Origin of the sequence: Pseudoduganella sp. LjRoot289, from assembly GCF_964252925.1 — a bacterium.
GTDB lineage: Bacteria > Pseudomonadota > Gammaproteobacteria > Burkholderiales > Burkholderiaceae_D > Rugamonas.
This window is the reverse complement of record NZ_CAXUPN020000001.1, coordinates 1494751-1513797: the sequence shown is the minus strand read 5'-3', so window position 1 is coordinate 1513797 and position 19047 is coordinate 1494751. Positions and strand designations below refer to the sequence as shown.

General features: G+C 68.3%; 9 protein-coding genes. 4 read left to right on the top strand and 5 right to left on the bottom strand.

The features are described from left to right. Positions 1 to 6: 6 nt before the first annotated feature. The 4 genes from recD to ACSQ8Y_RS06530 all read right to left on the bottom strand — a co-directional run bounded on the left by recD (position 7) and on the right by ACSQ8Y_RS06530 (position 12649). Positions 7 to 2043 carry an exodeoxyribonuclease V subunit alpha gene (recD, locus tag ACSQ8Y_RS06545; protein WP_436269769.1) on the bottom strand — a complete coding sequence of 679 codons (2037 nt, stop codon included), beginning with the start codon at positions 2041 to 2043 and terminating at the stop codon, positions 7 to 9. Then, positions 2036 to 5941 carry an exodeoxyribonuclease V subunit beta gene (recB, locus tag ACSQ8Y_RS06540; protein ID WP_436265646.1) on the bottom strand — a complete coding sequence of 1302 codons (3906 nt, stop codon included), beginning with the start codon at positions 5939 to 5941 and terminating at the stop codon, positions 2036 to 2038. The genes recD and recB overlap by 8 nt, the downstream gene beginning before the upstream one ends. Next, a complete protein-coding gene (recC, locus tag ACSQ8Y_RS06535) occupies positions 5938 to 9420 on the bottom strand; it encodes an exodeoxyribonuclease V subunit gamma (RefSeq protein WP_436265645.1) in 3483 nt (1160 codons plus the stop codon). The genes recB and recC overlap by 4 nt, the downstream gene beginning before the upstream one ends. Before the next feature lie 103 nt (positions 9421 to 9523). Beyond that, positions 9524 to 12649, bottom strand: coding sequence for a CHASE domain-containing protein (locus ACSQ8Y_RS06530; protein WP_436265644.1), 3126 nt, complete (start codon positions 12647 to 12649; stop codon positions 9524 to 9526). A 156-nt stretch (positions 12650 to 12805) separates the two neighbouring features. Here ACSQ8Y_RS06530 and ACSQ8Y_RS06525 point away from each other — a divergent pair, with 156 nt between their 5' ends. The 4 genes from ACSQ8Y_RS06525 to ACSQ8Y_RS06510 all read left to right on the top strand — a co-directional run bounded on the left by ACSQ8Y_RS06525 (position 12806) and on the right by ACSQ8Y_RS06510 (position 18241). After that, positions 12806 to 14545, top strand: a complete 1740-nt coding sequence (locus tag ACSQ8Y_RS06525; protein WP_436265643.1) for a CehA/McbA family metallohydrolase — start codon at positions 12806 to 12808, stop codon at positions 14543 to 14545. Positions 14546 to 14733: 188 nt separating this feature from the next. After that, complete coding sequence (locus ACSQ8Y_RS06520) at positions 14734 to 15471, top strand: phosphoribosyltransferase (protein WP_436265642.1); 738 nt, start codon at positions 14734 to 14736, stop codon at positions 15469 to 15471. Then, the gene (locus ACSQ8Y_RS06515; RefSeq protein ID WP_436265641.1) at positions 15452 to 16126 is read left to right on the top strand and encodes a dienelactone hydrolase family protein; all 675 of its coding nucleotides are present in this window, start codon (positions 15452 to 15454) and stop codon (positions 16124 to 16126) included. Before ACSQ8Y_RS06520 ends, ACSQ8Y_RS06515 begins: the two co-directional genes overlap by 20 nt. Before the next feature lie 57 nt (positions 16127 to 16183). After that, the gene (locus tag ACSQ8Y_RS06510) at positions 16184 to 18241 is read left to right on the top strand and encodes a prolyl oligopeptidase family serine peptidase (protein ID WP_436265640.1); all 2058 of its coding nucleotides are present in this window, start codon (positions 16184 to 16186) and stop codon (positions 18239 to 18241) included. 26 nt (positions 18242 to 18267) lie between these two features. On the opposite strand, the gene ACSQ8Y_RS06505 is transcribed toward ACSQ8Y_RS06510, so the two are convergent. Further along, on the bottom strand, positions 18268 to 19047 hold the full coding sequence (locus ACSQ8Y_RS06505; RefSeq protein ID WP_436265639.1) for a substrate-binding periplasmic protein: 780 nt from the start codon (positions 19045 to 19047) through the stop codon (positions 18268 to 18270).

Here is a 19047-nt window from a genome sequence, read left to right as displayed (position 1 = left end):
CCGCAACTACACGCCGATCAGCCCCCGCAAGCCGCTGGCGCGCTGGGTGCGCTGCGCGATCGCCAGATCCAGCACCGCGGCCGCCGGCGTGCATAGCGTGAAGAATTCCCTGGCGCGCGTGATGCCGGTGTAGACCAGCTCCCGCGCCAGCACCGCGCCGCCCTCGCGCGGCAGCACCACCACCGTGTGGCTGAATTCCGACCCCTGCGACTTGTGCACCGTCATCGCGAACGCCGTTTCGACCTGGCGCAGCCGCGTCGCCAGCACGCTGCGCACGCTTGCCCCCTCGCTGAAGTACACCCGCAAGGAACCGGGACGCGCCGGATCGGGCAAGGTCAGCCCGATATCGCCGTTGAACACGCCCGTGCCGTAGTCGTTGCGCGTGACCATCACCGGCCGCCCCACATACCATTCGCCGCGCCGGCGCAGCAGGCCGGCCGCTTCCAGGCGCTGCTCGATCGCCTCGTTCAACCCCGTCACGCCCCACTCCCCCTCGCGCACCGCGCACAGGATGCGGAAGCCTTCGAAGCAGCGCAGCACCGCCAGCACCCAGGCGCCGTGCGCCTCGCCGCCGCCTGGCTCGCCGCCGTCGGCGCCCCCTGCCTTGATCAGGCGCAGATAGCCTTCATAGCCGCCGCCCGCGCCGGCCCGGCCCGACAGCGCCAGCTGCAGCACGTCGGACTGCTGCGCCGGATCGATCCAGGCCAGCTTGCCGCCGCTGTCGGCGCCCAGCACCGCGCGCGCCCTGGCCGCGTCGCCGGCGTTGACGGCCAGCGCCAGCTGCCCGATCGGGCCGCCGAAGCGCCGGCTCTCGCGCAGCATCACGGTTTGCTGCGCCAGCGCACCGGACGCGCCCTGGAAACCGGCCGGGATGTCCTGCCCGGTCGCCTCCAGCACGTAGCCGACGGTGGCCGCGTCGTAGTTGCCGGCCTGCGCGTCGTGGCACAAGTCGCCCAGCACGGCGCCCGCCTCCACCGACGCCAGCTGGTCCTTGTCGCCGAGCAGGATCAGGCGCGCGTGGTCCGGCAGCGCGTCCAGCAGCACCGCCATCATCTCCAGGTGCACCATCGACGCCTCGTCGACGATCAGCACATCGACGTCGAGCGGATTGCCCTTGTGGTGGGCGAAGCTGCGCGTGTCCGGCCGCGCGCCCAGCAGGCTATGCAGGGTGCGCGCTGCGCCCATGCGGGCCGCCAGTTCCGGAAGCTGCAGGTCCGGCACGCGCAGCGCCAGGTCTTCCAGCGCATTGTCGATCGATTGCTTCAGGCGCGCGGCCGCCTTGCCGGTCGGCGCGGCCAGCGCGATGCGCAAGCCGCCCGCAGCCGGCACGGCGGCCGCGTTCGTCACGTCCACCCTTGTTCCGCCGGCCGTGGCGAACAGCAGCGCAAGCAAGCGCGCCACGGTGTAGGTCTTGCCCGTGCCGGGTCCGCCGGTGATGATGGCCAGGTTGCCGCGCAAAGCCACCGCGCAGGCGATTTTCTGCCAGTCCGGGCCGCCCTCGCGCGGCGCGTGGTCGAACAGGATGTCGAGCCAGTGGCGCACGCGGCCCACGTCCACCAAGCGCGGTGCGGCGGCGCGCGCGCGCACCGCCTTCGCCACCGTGGTCTCGTCGCGCCAGTAGCGGCGCAGGTACAGCCGCTCACCGTCGAGCACCAGCGGCTGCTGGAAGTCCAGGTCGTTTACCGGCCACACCTGGTCGCAAGTATGAAGCAGCGCGCTCCAGGCCTTGGCCGATTTGGGCAGCGGGCCGGCGGCAGCGCGCAGGCCGCTCCAGTCCTCCTCGCTCCAGCCCAGCAGGGCGCGCGGGTCGGATGCCAGTTCGGACAGCAGCAAACAGCTATGGCCGCGCCCTTCCAGCTCGGACAGCAGCACGCAGGCCAGCATCAGCGGCGGCGAACTGTGGCCCAGCGACGCCACGAAGCGCGCGAAGGCGCCGCTCAGGCGACGCAGTTGGCCGGTTTCGGTCAGCGCGTCTATCTGCGCCAGCAATATGGCAGCCTGGTCCTGTGCGGCTGCAGCGGCGGCAGGGCCGGGTTTAATGATCTTGTTCAAGCTGTGGCGCCTCGTTCAGTAATTCATCCAGCCCGTTGAGCAGGTCCGGCTCCGGTTCCAGCAGATAGCAGCCGCGCGTTGGCGCATGGCCTATGCCGCGCAGGAAGAAGAAGATGGCGCCGCCCAGATGCTGCGCCGGATCGTAGGCCTCGCCCATGCGGTTCCTCAGCAGCCGGTGCAGCGCCTGCATATAGATCGCGCCCTGGATATCGTAGCGGTGTTCGGCCATGCCGGCCGCCAGCGCCTGCGTGTGGTAGGCGGCGTCGCCCGCACCCAGCGCGTTCGATTTGTAGTCCAGCACCCAGTAGCGGCCCTGGTGCTCGAACACCAGGTCGGCAAAGCCTTTCAGCATGCCGTGCAGCTGGCGCTCCGGCAGCGCCGGCCGCGCCACGCCGTGCAGCAAGTGGCGCCGGCACAGGCGGTCCAGCGCGCCCGTGCTCAGGCGCTCGCTGGGGAACCAGAACTCCATCTCCGGCAGTACGGCCGTCAACTCGCACAGGGCCGCACCCAGTTGCGGCACGTCGGTGGTGGCGATGGCGCGCAGCCAGGCCACCGTGTCTTCCTGCCGGTTGGCCCAGCCCGCGCGCTCGATGCGGCGCAGCAGCCGGGCGTCGAAGTTCGCGTCGTGCACTTCGCCGAAGCCTTCCTGTCCCATCCATTCCAGCTGCTCGTGCAGGAAATTGCCCGGCACGGAGCCGCGCGGGAAACGGTGCCACGGCGCGTCCTCGGTGCGCGTGGCGGCCGGCGCGTCCAGCCCTTCGAGCAGTTTTTCCTCGGCCGAGCTGCGCGGCACGTAGCTCGGCCCCGAGGGCGCGCCCGGCCCGGCCCACGAGGCGGAAGATCCCGGCAAGGACGGCGCGCCCGCAGTGGACACGTGGGGCGCTTGGGACGCCTGAGTCGCTTGGGAAGCGTGTCGCGCAGCCGCGTTGCCGGGCGCAGGGTGCGCGGTGGCGTGGCCTGGTGCCGGTGCCGCCGCCGCATGGGACGCGTTTCCGGCCCCGCCGGCATTGCCCGCATAGCCGGCCGCACCGGGCGCGTTGCCGCGCCGCGCCAGCGACGTGAAGCTGCCCACCGACCAGTCGCGTTCGAAGTCTCCCTCGAAACGCTGCGCGTCGACCAGTTGCGGGCGCTGTTCGACGCGGTTCAGCACGGTCAACGCGCCGGCCGCTTCCAGCCCGCGCACCGAGATCGCCGCGCAGTCGCCGCGCACCTGCTCCCAGCGCACCAGCAGCTCGGCGCCGGGCAAGGGCTCGCCGCCGGTCAGCAGATAGCCCAGCGCCGAATCGTGCAGCGCGCTGGCGCCGCGTGCCGCCACGCCCAGCCACAGGAAATGGCGCGGCCGCGTCAGCGCCACGTACAGCAGGCGCAAGTCCTCCTCCAGCCGCGCCGCCTCGGCGGCGGCCAGCGCCTCGTCCGACAGCGACATGTCGATGCGGCGCTGGCCGTCTTCGCCGGTGTACTCGAAGAAGCTGCGGTTGCGCCGGTCCACCTTGCGCGCCGTGGTCGCGAACGGCAGGTACACCAGCGGATACTCCAGGCCCTTGGACTTGTGCACGGTGACCACCTGCACCAGCTCCGCGTCGCTCTCCAGCCGCAGCACGCGCTCGTCGCCGCCCTCGCCGCCGCCTTCGACCTGCTCGGCCAGCCAGCGTATCAGCGCCTGCTCGCCGTCCAGGTGGCGGCTGGCCGACTGCAGCAGTTCGGCCAGGTGCAGCAGATTGGTCAGGCGCCGCTCGCCGCCGGCCTCCTGCAGCAGGGCGGCAGGCAGGTTCAGCTCGTGGATGAAGCGGCGCAGCATGGCCAGCACGCCCTGGCGCTGCCACACGACGTGCAGCGCCTTCAGTTGCTCGACGCGCGCCTCCCACGCCAGCTCGTCGGCCGACAATCGTGCCAGTTCGCCCAGTGCCAGGCCCGCCGTGCGGGTGGCGAACGCGGCCCGCGCCAGCGTGCCGTCCAGTGGATTGGCCAGCGCCGACAGCCAGCGCAGCACGTCCGCCGCCTCCTCGCTTTCCAGCACCGAGTCCTTGTCCGACAGGTAGACGCTGCTCACCTTGCGGCGCTGCAGCGCGCGCCGGATCGCCGATGCCTCCTTGCCGTCGCGCACCAGCACCGCGATATCGGCCGGCTGCAGCCGCTGTAAACCGTCCGGCCCGTCGAAGCCCGCCTGCGGGTCGTTCAGCATGGCCGTGATGTGTTCCGCGCAGTGCCAGGCGAAGAATTCACGGTAGCCGTCCGCCTTCATGTCGTCGGCCAGGCTGCACGACACCATCAGCGCCTCGACCTGCCCCTGCGCGCCGACCAGCGTTTCCTTGCGCCCGTTGGCACCCACCGCGTCGAAGGGCAGCGGATTGCTGCCATCGAGCTTGCGGAAGCGGAACGCGCCGCGCGCCAGTCCCTCGCGCTGGCCGCTGCCCTCGGCGTGCAGAAACACCTGGTTCACCGCCTGCACCAGGGCCGCCGTCGAGCGGAAGTTGGTGCCGAGCTGGTAGTGGCGCCCTTCGGTGGCAAGCCGCGCCGACAGGTAGCTGTGGATGTCCGCGCCGCGGAAGCCGTAGATGGATTGCTTGGGATCGCCGATCAGGAACAGTCCCGTTTCCGCATCGTTGGCCGCCACCCGGTACAGCAGGTCGAAAATCTGGTACTGGATAGGTGCGGTGTCCTGGAATTCGTCGACCATGGCGATAGGATACTGCTCGGTGATGCGCTTGCGCAGCGCGGCGCCGTTTTTGCCCAGCAGCGCGGCGCGCAGGCGCTCCAGCATGTCGGCGAAGCCGAACTGGCGCGTGCGCCGCTTGAGTTCGGCCATGCGGCGCGCGATGGCGGTGGCGGCGTGGCGGTACAGCGGATGGGCCATCGGCTCGATCGCCTTCAAGCCTTCGGCCAGCAGCGCGATGGCGTCGAAATCGTCCGGGATGGCGGGACTGTAGCCTTTCGAGCAGGCGTCGGCGATGCCGTCCGGCGTCAGCCGGCGCCAGGCCGTGTCGGAAATCTCCGGCAGCACCAGGTAATCGTCCTGCGCCCAGGCGCGCAGGCCGTCGAACCATCTGGCCAGGTTTTCCGGCTTCATCTTCACGCCGTTGAAGCACTTGGGCGCGCCCTCGCGCTGCTGGGCGATCCATAGCTCCATGCGGTTGGCGCGCTCGCCCCAGCCGTCCTTGAGCTCCAGCAACTGGGCACGCTGCACGCGCAGCACGCGCAGGATCAGCGCGTCCAGCGCCTCGGCCGGCGCGGCAGCACTAGCGGCTGCACCGGCTGCGCCGGTGTCGGCCAGGAATTCGCTGCGCCTGGACAGCTCCTTCACGCTGCGTTTGAGCGCCTCCACGTCCGGCCAGCAGCGCAGCAGTTGCTCCAGCGTGTTTTCCTTGAGCGGGTAGACGTGCTGGCGCCAGTAGTCGTGCGCCGCGTCTTCGAACAAGGCCCCCTCGTCGCTCACCAGTTCCTCGTCGAACAGGCTGCCGCTGTCGAAGGCGTGCTCGCGCAGCATGCGCTGGCACCAGGCGTCGATGGTGAAGATGGCAGCTTCATCCATGGTCTCGGCGGCCAGCATCAGGCGGTGCGCCGCCTGCTGGCGTTCTTCGTGCGAGGGATAGGCTTCCAGCAGCGCGTCCAGATAGCCGTCCACCTTGTCGGACTGGCCGCGGAAATACGCCGCCGCCTCGATCAGCCGTTCGCGCACGCGGTTGGACAGTTCGCGCGTGGCGGCGCGGGTGAAGGTCATCACCAGGATGTCGGCGGGCAGCAGCGGCCGCGCGTAAGCCTGCCCGCCGCCGTGGCCCAGCACCAGGCGCACGTACAGCGCCGCGATGGTCCAGGTTTTACCGGTGCCGGCGCTCGCTTCGATCAGGCGCGAGCCGTGCAGGGGAAAAGTCAGTGGTGCCAGCAAACTCATTGTTCATCCTCGCCTGCTATGGGCGTTATCGTTATCTGCTGCTCCAGCCAGTCGGCCAGCGGCCCATACAGTTCCCTGGCCACGTCGGACCATTCCGCCTCACCCGCCAGCGCGGCGAAGTCCGGCCACAAGCGCGCCAGGCACAGGTCCTCGTTCTCGCCGCTGACTTCGAAGCCGCCGTCGTAGGTGGCGCGCGGGTCGCCGCCCTGCACCAGCGCCAGGCTGGTTTTGCAGGCGGTGGGCAGCGGCCGGTTCATGCCGTCGCGCCAGACCGCCACCAGCCGTTCCAGCGTGTCGTGCGCGGCCTGCGGTTCCAGCGGGGCCATCTTCACGATCACATCGCGCGCCACCAGGTAGCCGGTGACGGTTTCGCCCTGCGCGGCGGCGGCCAGCTGGCGCAGCCACATGGCGATCAGCTTGTCGCCCCGGCCCTTGTATTCGTCCTTGGCCTTGCTGGCGGCCTTGGACGACATCTGCGCCAGCCACACCTTCTCGCTGCCGTTGCTGCGCAGCTGGTCCACCCAGTCCTCCAGCGCGATGCGGTCCCCACCCGCGCCGAACGCCAGGCTGACCGGCAGCTTGGGCGCGGGCAGCGGGTAGCGGGCGCACAGGTTCAGCCACGCGGTGCGCACCGGCACCAGCGCGTCGACCAGCCTGGCCTGCTCCTGCTTGCCGATCAAGCCTATCGGCAGCAAACCCACACGGCCCAGCTGTTCGGCGCGCCCGGCCAGATTGGCGCGCACGTCGGCCATTGCTTCGGCCTCGCCGCTGTCGTCCAGCATCATGTCCTCCAGCTGGTAGCGCTGCAGCCCGTTCAGCGCGAACGGTTCCTCGTCCTCGCCCACCACCGCCGCCTCGGCGAACAGCACGCCCAGGCGCTGGCGGAAGAAGTAGCGCACCGGCTGGCGCATGAAGCTGGCCAACGCGTTCAGGCGCAGGCGGAAATTCTCGTCCAGCTCGAACGGCGGCAGCCCGGCCGTGACCGGGCCGGCGCCGTCGGCATCGGCGTCGGCATCGGCGTCGGCGTCCGCATGGGCGGCCCGCCATTCGCCGGCGTAGGTCAGCAGTCCGCCGGCCTCGAAATAACGGCGGCTGAAAGGCTGCAGCGCGTGTTCGGTCCTGTTCAGCTCCGCGTCCCAGCCCGCCTTCAGGTAGTCGCACAGCTGCGACACCAGCACCGACGGCGGCTGCTCGCTGTTGTCGCGCACATTGCGTCCGACCCAGCTGATATACAGCTTGTCGCGCGCGGCCAGCACCGCCTCCAGCATCAGGTAGCGGTCGTCGTCGCGGCGCGAGCGGTCGCCCGGCCTGGCCATGCCGGGCAGCGCCAGCAGGTCGAAGTCGGCCTTGCGCGCGCGGCGCGGGAAGTCGCCGTCGTTCATGCCTAGCAGGCAGACCACGCGGAACGGCACCGCGCGCATCGGCATCAAGGTGCAGAAAGTGACGCCGCCGGACACGAACTGGTGGTCCAGCGTCGGCTCGTCCAGCGCGCCCAGCCAGGACTCGCGCAGCACCGCCAGCGGCACCGCCTCGTCGAAGCCGGCGCCCTCGCAGGTTTCCAGCCAGCGGTTCAGCGTGTCGTCCAGCAACGCCAGCGTCAGGCGGTCGCCCTCCTCGCGCGCGTTGAAGAAGGCCGCCAGCAGCGCGCGCGCCTGCACGCCCCATGCGGCCGGGGAGCGCGGCTGCGCCAGCAAGGCGCGCCAGTGCAGCAAGGTTTCCACCAGCTGCGCCAGCGAGCCGGCCAGCGCCGCGTCCAGGCCGCCCACCTCGCCGTAGGATTCGATGCCGCTGAACGCCGTGTCCTTGCCGCTGGCGTAGCCCAGCAGCATGCGGCGCACGCCGAAGATCCAGGCGTTCTGCTCGCCGGCAGGCGCCAGGCCCAGGCCCGAGCGATGCTCCTGGTCCAGCCCCCAGCGCACGCCGGCGCCCTCTATCCACAGGCCCAGCGTCGGCAAATCGTCCTCGTCCAGGCCGAAGCGCGCGGCCAGCGCCGGGACGTCGAGCAGGTCGCGCACCTCGCTCTGGCGGCAGCGCTGCTGCGGCAGGCGCAGCAGCCACTCCAGCGCCACCAGCAGCGGATTGACGCTGCGGTCGTTGACGTCGCCGATTTCGAAGGGGATGTAGCGCGGATCGCTGCGTTTGTGCTGCGCGAACACGGCGTGGATGGCGGCGCTGAAGACGTCGATGTCCGGCACCATCACCACCACGTCGCGCGGGCGCAGCGGACGCCCGCTCTTCCCGGCGGCGGCGAACATGGACAGCAGCTGGTCGTGCAGCACCTCCACCTCGCGCTGCACGCTGTGGGTCACGTGCAGTTCGACCGAACGGTCGTCGGCGGCAGGCCGGGTGTGCGGGTGCTCCGACAGCGGCAGCAGGTCGCGCACGGCGGCCTGCATCTGCGCCAGCAAGCTGTCGCCTTCGCCGTCGCTGAACAGGTCGACGCGCAGCGGAACGACGGCGCCGTCGCCGTCGCCGTCCGGCCCCCGGGCCGCCTGCGCGGCATCGCTGGCCGCCGTATCGAACTCGTCGAGCATGCGGACGAAGTCGCGTCCCTGCCTGCCCCAGCTCGCCAGCAGCGGGTGGCTGTGGGCATGCAGTTCCTCCAGCGGAATCCGGCCCAGGTCCACGCCCTTGCGCAGTTGCTGGCGGCGGTGCGACGAGCGCAGCAGCTCGCGCCCTTCGATGATGTCGCCCCAGTAGAACTGGCAGGGATTCGGCACCGCCAGCACCACCTGCGTATAGCGCGCCAGCGAGGCGAGCGCCTGCAAGGTCTGGTAAGGCAGCGCCGACACGCCGAACAGCACGATGCGGCGCGGCAGCTTGCCCTGCGGTTCGGCGCCGCGCTCCGCGGCCTGCACGAATTCGGTGTGGACGGTGGCGCGGCCCAGGCCCCGCTCCTGTTCCGGCACGCTGGCGATCACCGCGCGCCACAGGGCCCCCTGCCACTGCTGGTCGGGCGCCAGCGGCACGTGCTCGCCGCGCGCGGTGCGCAGCATGTCGCGGCCCTCGGACCAGTCGGCGAGCCAGTCGGCGCGGTAGACCTGGTACTGGTCGAACAAGTCGGCCAGGCGCTCGGCCAGCTGCAGGCGGCGTTCCGGGTCGCCGTCGCCGAGGAAGTGGCGCAGCGGCGCGAACACCTCGTCCGCCAGCAAGGTGGGCAGGAGGCGCATCAGGCGCCACGTCAGCGGCGCCTTGTCGAAGGCGGAGATGCGCGGCACGCGGTCGCGGCCCAGCATGCCGCGATAGGTCTCCCACAGAAAGCGCGCGGGCAAGGCCACGCGGTTGGCGGCGCACACCCCCATCTCCTCGGCCAGCGCGATCTTGAGCCACTCGGCCACGCCGTTCGACTGCACCAGGAAGATGTCCGACTCCAGCGGCTCCAGCGGATGGCTGCGCAGCCACTGGAACACGGCCGCGCGCAGCAGTTCCATCTGATTGCCGTGCAAGATCAGTAATCCGGGAGTGATGCTGGATGCCATAGTCAATTTCTGAACGCCGCGCAGGGAGCGCCGCTGGGATCCGTATTATCACCCCAGACCGGGCGCCACCGCCAGCGGCGTGCGCTGCGCGACAGTAAACCCGCTATCCCGCCGCCTGGGCCGACAATTCCTGGGCAATATGGTCCTTGAGCGTCTCCAGCAGCGGCAGCATCTGGGCGACGATGCGCTGGGCCTCGGCGGGGGTGGCATCGCCCGGCAGGTGCTCGAGCGCGAGGCACAGTTCGGCGAAGCTCATGGCGCCCACCGCGCGGGCCGAGGACTTGATGCGGTGGCCCAGTTCGGACAGGCGCGCGAAGTCGCTTTCGGACAGGGCCTGGTTCACTTCCACCATGCCGTCGCGCGCCGAGTCGAGGAACATCAGCGCGTATTTGCGCATTTTCTCCTGCTTGTTGCCAAAGGTTTGCGCCAGCGCGTTGATGTCGAACAAGGCTGCGCCGGACGCCGCTGGCGGCGCGCCGGTTCCCGCCATGGCCTCGGCGGCGGCAGCGGCGGCGCCGGCTTCACGCGCGGTCGGCACCGGTCCGGCCGGCGGCGGGGTCTCGGTCCCGGCCGCGGCCGACACCCGGGGCCGGCCTTCCATCGCCGCCGGCCGGCCGCTTTCGCCGGCGCGCTGCGTCATCCAGCGCGACAGCACGGTAAACAGCAGATTGGGCGCGATCGGCTTGGTGACGAATTCGTCCATTCCGGCGGCGATGCAGCGGGCCTGGTCGTCGCGCCCCGCGTTGGCGGTCATGGCGATCACCAGCGTGCCGGTCAGCTTGGGATGGGCACGGATCAGGCGTGTGGCCTCGTAGCCGTCCATCACCGGCATCTGGACATCCATCAGCACGCAGTCGAAGCGCTCCTTGAGCAGCAGATCGATGGCCTCCTTGCCGTTGTTGGCGATGCAGACGGTGGCGCCCGCGTCCTCCAGCAACTCCTGCCCGACCTGCTGGCTGAAGATATTGTCCTCCACCAGCAAGATGCTGGCGCCCTTGATGGTGGCCATCACGTCCGCCTGCAGCACCTTGCCATGGCTTTGTTCGAGGAAGTTGGTGCCTTTGGCCAGGCGCGCGGTGAACCAGAACGTGCTGCCGTGCCGCTGCTGGCTTTCGACGCCGACGCTGCCGCCCATCAGTTCCGCGAGCTGCTTGCTGATGACCAGCCCCAGCCCGGTGCCGCCGTAGCGGCGCGTGGTCGAGGTGTCGGCCTGGTGGAAGGACTGGAACAGATTGTCCACCTGCTCCTGGCTCATGCCGATGCCGCTGTCCTGCACCTCGAAGCGCACCATGGTGTGCGTGTCGCGGTCTTCGACCGGCCGCGCGCGGATGTAGATCTTGCCGCTCTCGGAGAACTTGATGGCGTTGCTGGTGAAATTGAGCAGCACCTGCTCCAGCCGCAGCGGATCGCCGCGCAACTGGTGCGACAGGCCGGGCCAGATCTCGAACACCAGCTCCAGTTCCTTGCGCGCCGCGCTTTCGCCCAGCTGGTTGGCGACATTGCTGAGCAGCGTCTCGAGCGCGAAGTCCAGCACTTCCAGGTCCAGCTTGCCCGCCTCGATCTTGGAGAAATCGAGGATGTCGTTGATGATGCCGAGCAGGTGCTGCCCGGAGTGGTAGATCTTTTGCAGGTAGTCGCGCTGCTTGGGGTGGGTGACGGATTTGAGCGCCAGGTGCGCCATGCCGATGATGCTGTTCATCGGCGTGCGGATCTCGTGGCTCATATTGGACAGGAAGTCGCTCTTGGCCTGGTTGGCGGCCTGCGCCTGTTCCTTCAGGTTGTGCAGCTCGGTGATGTCGGTGGCCAGGGCGATCACGGCGGCCACGTCGCCGTCGATGCGCACCGGCGCCTTGACGGTCCACAGGTGGTGCACGCCGCCGTCGCGGTCGACGAACCTCTCCTCGCCGGCGCGCTTGACGCCGTCCAGGAACACTTGGCGCTCCTCGGCCCAGGCGGCGTCGGCATCGGCGGCCGGCATCAGCTCGCGGTCGCTCTTGCCGATGATGTCCTCGATCGGCAGCCCCATCACCTCGGCCGTCTTGGCGTTGACATAGATGTAGCGGCGCTGCTGGTCTTTCATGAAGACGCGCGCGTCCACGTTGTTGAGCACACTGTCGAGCAGCAAGCGCTGCTCCACCGCGTTGCGGCGCGAGAAATACAGCGTCAGCAGGTAGCCGTAGATCAGCATGGTGACGAAGAAGCCGGTGGCCAGCGCGATCCACGGGAAGTAGGCGTCCAGTCCGGTGTGCATGTCGGAGCGCTTGACGCGGAACAGCGCCTTCCACAGCGTGCCGTTGAAGTCGATCGGCAGCACCGTCTCCATGTACTCGTCGGGATAGGCCGGCGTGGCCGGCACCGCTTCGATCGAGCCGTTGTCGTTGTACAGCAGGCGGTCGGTCTTTTCGATGCTCAGGCGGCGCTTTTCCACGTCCGTCGAACTGTCCGCGTACAGCAGCATGTGCACTTGGCGGATCGCCATCTCGTCGATCGCGCCCTGCACCAGCTTGGACACCGAGAAGCCGATGCCGACCGAGCCGATATAGGCCGCGCGGCGGCTGGCGACGTCGTGGATGGGCATGCCGCGCTTGTAGACCGGCAGGCGCATGCCCAGGCCAATGTGCGGCACCGGCTTCTTCACCACCACCGGCTGGCCCGAGGCGCTGATCTGGCCGGTGTCCCGCGACAGGTCCATGGCACGGGCGATGGCGGGATTGACGCCGATGTCCACGCCGAAGCGCTCCATGATCTTTTCCGGCTCCATGTAGAGCAGCACGGTGTACTGGTCGCGCCGGCCGGGCGGCTTGATGTCAAAACCGGGATAGCCCTGCGGCTGCAGGCTGCGGTCGGCGCGCACGGCGGCCACGAAGGCGTCGCGCTGGGCGTCGGCCACGGGCACGGCGTAGTTCAGCGCCTCGATGGCCGGGAAATGCTGCGGCAGGTTCAGGGCGGACACGTACTGGTGGAACTGCTGGCGGTTCAGCGCGTCGCTGGTCTGGAACAGCGCCACCAGCCCGCGCACCACGTCCGAATACGACTTCACGCGGGCCGAGATGCTGTACTGCGTGCTGCGGGCCAGGTTGTCGAAGCGCTGGCGGTCGTCGTCCTCCACCGCGCGCGCCGCGTTGGAGTACAGCACCATGCCGACCGACAATGCCAATGACAGCCCTATGCCCCACAGCAAGGTCCGTATATTGATCAGGCTTTTTAGAAAGGCAGCCAGTTTGCGCATTACGGTCACTTCAGGCCAGGAAAGAAGAAGTTTTGCATTACAGCAGCATACTTTAAACACGCCACCCAAACCAGAATTAATACGCCGCGGGCACGCTTGCACGGCGATTGAACCAACACGCATTCCGACTGTCTAAGCACTGAGCAGGAGGAGATCATGCACATCTATTCTGGACCATCCGTGATGGTACTCGTTGGCGGGCTCGTGTGGATAGGCCCGTGTGCGGCCGCCCAGCGCGAACACGCCGAGTTCGAGGCGGTGCTGGAGCCGCCAGCCAGCCTGGCCGGCGGCCGCGCCAGCCCGGGCGCGGACGCCGGCGCCGCCATGGCCGCCGAGACTATCAAGCTGCACTTCACGCTGCCGCGCGACATGGGAAACCGGGTCGCCTGGCGCCTGGAGCTGCGCAATCCGGCAGGGCTGACCGTGCGGCGCTGGCGTGGCGCAGCCACCACGCGGCTGGCGCCGGACGTTGCCGCAAATGCATCCGCCGGCGCCTCCGGGGTAGCCAGCGCCAGCGTGACCTGCTGCGCGCCGCAGCGGCCCGGGCGCATGGCGGCGCCGTTGACCAGTGGCGTCTACCAGTTGCGGCTACGCGCCGAAGCAGGCACGGGCCGCGCGCACGATGTCATTTTACAAACCTGGGACGTGCCCGTCGGCACGCCGCCCGCGCTGGCCTTGCCGCAGTTCCGGCCGCTGGCCACGCTGCGCCGCGCGGCCGCCACGCCGGAACCGGGCGCCGTGCCCCGCGCCCCGCTTGCGGAGGCCACGGACGGGCTGCCCTACACCGTCTACTACGGCAACCTGCACAGTCAAAGCAGCCATAGCGACGGCGGCGGCGCGCTCAACGATTGCCATGGCGCGCAGGAGCCGCAAAGCGCGCCCTTCGGCCCCGAGGACGCATTCGACTATGCCCGCCGCCATGGCCTGGATTTCCTGATGACGTCCGAGCACAACCACATGTACGACGGCTCCGAAGGCACGAACGCGGCCGCCGATCCGGCGCAGGCCAAGGCGCTGTACCACGGCGGGCTGTCGGCGGCGGCCGCCTACACGGCCGCGCACCCGGATTTCCTCGCGCTCTACGGCATGGAATGGGGCGTGATCAGCAACGGCGGCCACCTGAACATCCTGAACAGCGGCGAGCTGCTGGGATGGGAACGCAATACCGGCGGCGCGCTGCTGGCCGACACGGCCACCGCCAAGGGCGACTACGGCGCCTTGTACACGCTGATGCGCGGGCGCGGCTGGATCGGCCAGTTCAACCATCCGAAAGCCGGCCAGTTCCGCGCGGCCGGCAAGCCGCTGGGCTACACGGAAGACGGCGACGCCGCCATGGCCTTGTGCGAAGTCATGAACAGCAACGCCTTTTCCATCAACACCACGGAGACGGAAGGACGCCGCAGCAATTACGAGGAAACGTGCAAGCGCATGCTGGAGGCCGGCTATCACCTCGCCTTCGCCAGCAACCAGGACAACCACTGCGCCAACTGGGGCATGTCCTACACCAACCGCACGGCGGTGCTGATACCGGACAGCGCGGCACTGTCGTCCGCCAGTTTCCTCGACGCCATCCGCGCCCGCCGCGTGTTCGCCACCATGGACAAGCAGGCCCAGATCGTGTTCACCGCCAACGGCCACCTGATGGGCGAACGCTTCAGCAACAGCGGCCCGCTGACGCTGGAAGTACGCCACGCCAACGCGGCGGGCAAGCAGGTGGCGGCGCTGGCCATCATGGAAGGCGTGCCGGGCAGGGCCGGTTCCGCCGCCGCCCTGCCCGGCGCCGCTGCCAGCACCACCATCACGCCGGCGCCGGGCGAGCATTTCTATTACGCGCGCATCACCCAGGACGACGGCACGCTGCTGTGGTCCGCTCCCGTGTGGGTGACGCAACAATAGCGAATCTGGAAAAATTCCAATTCATGTCATTCCCGCGCGCCATTGCCATATCCACCTCCGGAACGACGGGAAAATCCATGTTAGCCTAAAATTCAAAGCGATGATTTCACCTGCGTGGCCTACATGAGCACTCGCCCGCCAGCCCTGTTGGCATAGGCGGGCCGGGGCCGGGGCCGGAGGATGCTGACATGGCTAAACTGGAACGTTTTGAGAATCGGCTGGACGCTGGCGTACAACTGGCGCAGCGTTTGAGCCACTACGCCGGGCGCACCGACGTTACCGTGCTGGCCTTGCCGCGCGGCGGCGTTCCGGTCGGCTTCGCCGTCGCGCGCGCGCTGCAGGTGCCGCTCGACATCCTGCTGGTGCGCAAGCTCGGCGTGCCGGGGCACGAGGAGTACGCCTTCGGCGCGGTGGCCAGCGGCGGCCTGTATGTGGTGCAAAAGGACGTGGTCGACACGCTCGAGATTGCACCGCCGGTGGTCGAACTGATCGTGCAACGCGAACTCAAGGAGATTGAACGGCGCGAAAAGCTGTACCGCGCCGGCCTTGCGCCGCCGCAGTTGCGGGGCCGGGTCGCCATCCTGGTCGACGATGGCCTGGCTACCGGCTCCACCATGCTGGCTGCCGTGCACGTGCTGCGCCTGGCGCAACCGGCGCGCATGGTGGCGGCCGCGCCTGTCGCCGCGCCCGATGCCTGCCGCGAACTCGCCGCAGAAGTCGACGAGATGCTATGCGTGCGCACGCCCGACCCGTTTTATGCGGTGGGCCTGTGGTACAAGGATTTCGACCAGACCAGCGACGCCGAAGTGGGCGATCTGCTCGAACAGGCCCGCTACGCGCAGCAGCGGCGTGCGCGGCTGTCCCGGCCCGCCGCAGCCGCCGCCCCGGCAAGCCACGGAGGCAGGCATGACATTGGCGCGCAGTGAGTTGATCGGCATCGATGCCGGCCCCGCCCGCATGGAAGGCATGCTCGACCTGCCGGACGATCCGGTCGGCGTGGTCCTGTTCGCGCACGGCAGCGGCAGCAGCCGCTTAAGTCCCCGCAACAACTACGTGGCCGGCGAACTGCGCAAGGCCGGCATGGGCACCTTGCTGCTCGATTTGCTCACGCAGCAGGAAGACCAGCAATACCAGACCCGGTTCAATATCGCCCTGCTGACCGAGCGGCTCGATATCGCAGCCGAATGGCTGGGGCAGCACGCCGCCAGCGCGGCGCTGCCGCTCGGCCTGTTCGGTGCCAGCACGGGCGCGGCGGCGGCGCTCCAGCTGGCTGCCATGCGCGGGCCCGGCATCGCCGCCCTGGTGTCGCGCGGCGGCCGGCCAGACCTGGCCGGCGAGCAGGCGCTGGCCAAGGTGCTCGCGCCGACGCTGTTGATCGTCGGCGGCCTGGACGGCGGCGTGATCGAGCTGAACCAGTCGGCCTGCGCCGCCCTGCGCTGCGAGAAGCGGCTCGACATCGTTCCCGGCGCAAGCCACCTCTTCGAAGAAACGGGCACGCTGGAAGTCGTTGCCGGGCTCGCCACAAACTGGTTCGCGCTGCACTTCGCCGGACTCGCGCCGGTACGGGTGACGCAACAATAATCCGGGCCGGCATGTCACAATAGGCGGATCAACCCACTGTCCGCCCTGGAGACTTGCATGCCCGCCGACCTGAATGTTGACCTTGCCGCCGCTGACGTTGCCGATCCCGGCGACCCCCACCTCTGGCTGGAGGACGTGGCCGGCGACGCGCCGCTGGACTGGGTGCGGCGGCAGAACGCGGCCGCCAGCGCCGAACTGGAGACACTGCCGCAGTTTCCGGCGCTGCATGCGCGTCTGAAAACCATCCTCAATTCGCAGGACCGCATTCCCTACGTCAGCCTGCACTGTGGCTACTATTACAATTTCTGGCGCGACGCCACGCATGTGCGCGGCATCTGGCGCCGCACCACACCCGAACAGTTCCTGCTGGCCGAACCGCGCTGGGACACCATCGTCGACGTCGACCGCCTGGCCGCCGACGAGGGCGAGAACTGGGTCTGGGCCGGCGCCAGCTTCCTGCACCACGAGGAACGCTGCCTGCTGTCGCTCTCGCGCGGCGGCGGCGACGCCCATGTGCTGCGCGAATACGACGTCGCCACGCGCAGCTTCGTGGCGGACGGCTTCATCCTGCCCGAAGCGAAAGCCCGCAGCGCGTGGATAGACCGCGACACCCTCTTCGTCGCCACCGATTTCGGTCCCGGATCGATGACCAGCTCGGGCTATCCGCGCATCGTCAAGGAATGGAAACGCGGCACGCCGCTGGACCTGGCGGCCACCGTGTTCGAGGGAGATGCGGACGACCTGGCCGTGGGCGCAGCCAAAGACTTCACGCCCGGCCATGAATTCCAGCTGATCTGGCGCTCGATGAGCTTTTACAGCAACGAGCTGTATCTGCGCGAAGGCGTGCAGTTGACCAAGGTCGACAAGCCGGACGACGCCACCGCCTACACGGTGCGCGACCAGCTCATCATCGAACTGCGGTCGGAATGGACGGTGGATGGCCGCAGCTATCCGCAAGGCGCGCTGCTGGCGGCCGACTTCCGCCGCTTCATGCAGGGCGGGCGCGAACTGGCCGTGCTGTTCGCACCGACGCCCACCAGCTCGCTGGACGGCGTCAGCGCCACGCGCTCGGCGCTGCTGCTGAACGAACTGGACAACGTAAAGAACCGCATCACCGAGTTGCGCCACGTGGACGGTGCCTGGCAGCGCCGCACAGTGGACGCGCCCGCCTTCGGCACGCTGGACGTGAGCGCGCTCGACAGCATCGACAGCGATCAATACTTCCTCTCCGTCACCGACTTCCTGACGCCGACCACGCTTTACCTGGCCGAGGCAGGCAGCGACCAGCGCGCGCAGCTGAAGTCCCTGCCCGCCTTTTTCGACGCCGCGCCCTGCACCGTGCAGCAATTCCAGGCGACCTCCAGCGACGGCACCGCCGTGCCCTATTTCGTCGTCACCGGCAAAGATGCCGGCGCGGGCGCGCCGCGTCCCGCGCTGCTGTACGGCTATGGCGGTTTCGAAGTGTCGCTGAAGCCCTTCTACAGCGCGGTGACCGGCTCGGCCTGGCTGGAGCGAGGCGGGATCTACGTGCTGGCCAACATCCGTGGCGGCGGCGAATTCGGCCCGCGCTGGCACCAGGCGGCGCTCAAGGAGCACCGCCAGCGCGCCTTCGACGACTTCATCGCCGTCGCCGAAGACTTGGGCGCGCGCGGCCTGAGCAGCCCGCGCCACCTCGGCATCATGGGCGGCAGCAACGGCGGCCTGCTGGTGGGCGCCGTCATGGCGCAGCGGCCGGAGTTGTTCAACGCCGTCGTGTGCCAGGTGCCGCTGCTGGACATGAAGCGCTACCACCAGTTGCTGGCCGGCGCCTCGTGGATGGGCGAATACGGCGATCCGGACGACCCGGCCCAGTGGGGCTATATCAGCCGCTATTCGCCTTACCAGAACGTCAGCGCCGCCAAGCGCTATCCGCGCATCCTGTTCACCACGTCCACCCGCGACGACCGCGTCCATCCCGGCCACGCCCGCAAGATGGCGGCGCTGATGCAGGAACAGGGGCACGACGTGCTGTACTGGGAAAACACCGAAGGCGGCCACGCCGGCGCGGCCAACAACGATCAGCAAGCGATGATGTGGTCGCTGACCTACTCTTTCCTGCTGAAACAGCTGAGCTAAGCTTGATCGTGGGTACAGCAAGCCGCTCATTTCAGCTTGTATTTCCCCCAGAGTCTTTTAAGTACACCGGCATTTTCCATCTCCGACAGGAGCTTGTTGATTTCGGCGACATCGGGGTTGATGCCTTTTCGGACAAGGATGGTGTACGAATTTACGGCATCGAATTTTTTCGAGACGAGAATTTTCTTTTGCACCTCCGGATGCTTGGCCAGGTAAACCTGCAAGTACTCATTCACCACGACTGAAATATCTGCGCGTCCGGTGACTGCCGCCTCGACAAGGCCCTCCTGCGATGTTGTCATGTGCGCGTTGAAGGTCTTCTTCAGATAGTCAAGGTCCGCGTTAAAGTTCGCGAATCCGTAGTGATAGCCGAGTATCCCCCAGATGGTTTTTCCTTTGAAGTCATCAAAATAACGCTGGTCTTTGTATTTTTCCGCCCGCGTAATGTAGACCGCGCCTCCCTGCATGATCACATCGGACGCCTCGATCTCCCGGCCCTGCCAACCCCAGTCCAAGGCTTCGAAAAAAATCAGGTCATATTTTTTCTCGTCGAAGTTGATAAATCGGCGCTTGGATGAGGTCTCGACAAATTCAAAAATATACTTTTTCTGAAATGCATTCAGGGCAGCAATAAGATCGAAGGTCAGGCTGGTGCCACCCGTCTTATCGACGAATGGTGGGAAATCATAGCCGCCGACTTTCACAACTTGCTGCGCATTGCCGGGAATAGTACAGAGCCCAAGGACGATGGCAAGCAGCCAGGTCGCCCACTTCTTTATGCTGCTTTTCCTTGGATACAAGAACAT

Excerpts from the sequence above, each read along its gene's own strand:
- recB (WP_436265646.1), bottom strand. The coding sequence starts at position 5,941 with ATGAGTTTGCTGGCACCACTGACTTTTCCCCTGCACGGCTCGCGCCTG.
- recC (WP_436265645.1), bottom strand. The coding sequence starts at position 9,420 with ATGGCATCCAGCATCACTCCCGGATTACTGATCTTGCACGGCAATCAG.
- ACSQ8Y_RS06530 (WP_436265644.1), bottom strand. The coding sequence starts at position 12,649 with ATGCGCAAACTGGCTGCCTTTCTAAAAAGCCTGATCAATATACGGACC.
- ACSQ8Y_RS06525 (WP_436265643.1), top strand. The coding sequence starts at position 12,806 with ATGCACATCTATTCTGGACCATCCGTGATGGTACTCGTTGGCGGGCTC.
- ACSQ8Y_RS06520 (WP_436265642.1), top strand. The coding sequence starts at position 14,734 with ATGGCTAAACTGGAACGTTTTGAGAATCGGCTGGACGCTGGCGTACAA.
- ACSQ8Y_RS06515 (WP_436265641.1), top strand. The coding sequence starts at position 15,452 with ATGACATTGGCGCGCAGTGAGTTGATCGGCATCGATGCCGGCCCCGCC.
- ACSQ8Y_RS06510 (WP_436265640.1), top strand. The coding sequence starts at position 16,184 with ATGCCCGCCGACCTGAATGTTGACCTTGCCGCCGCTGACGTTGCCGAT.
- ACSQ8Y_RS06505 (WP_436265639.1), bottom strand. The coding sequence starts at position 19,047 with ATGTTCTTGTATCCAAGGAAAAGCAGCATAAAGAAGTGGGCGACCTGG.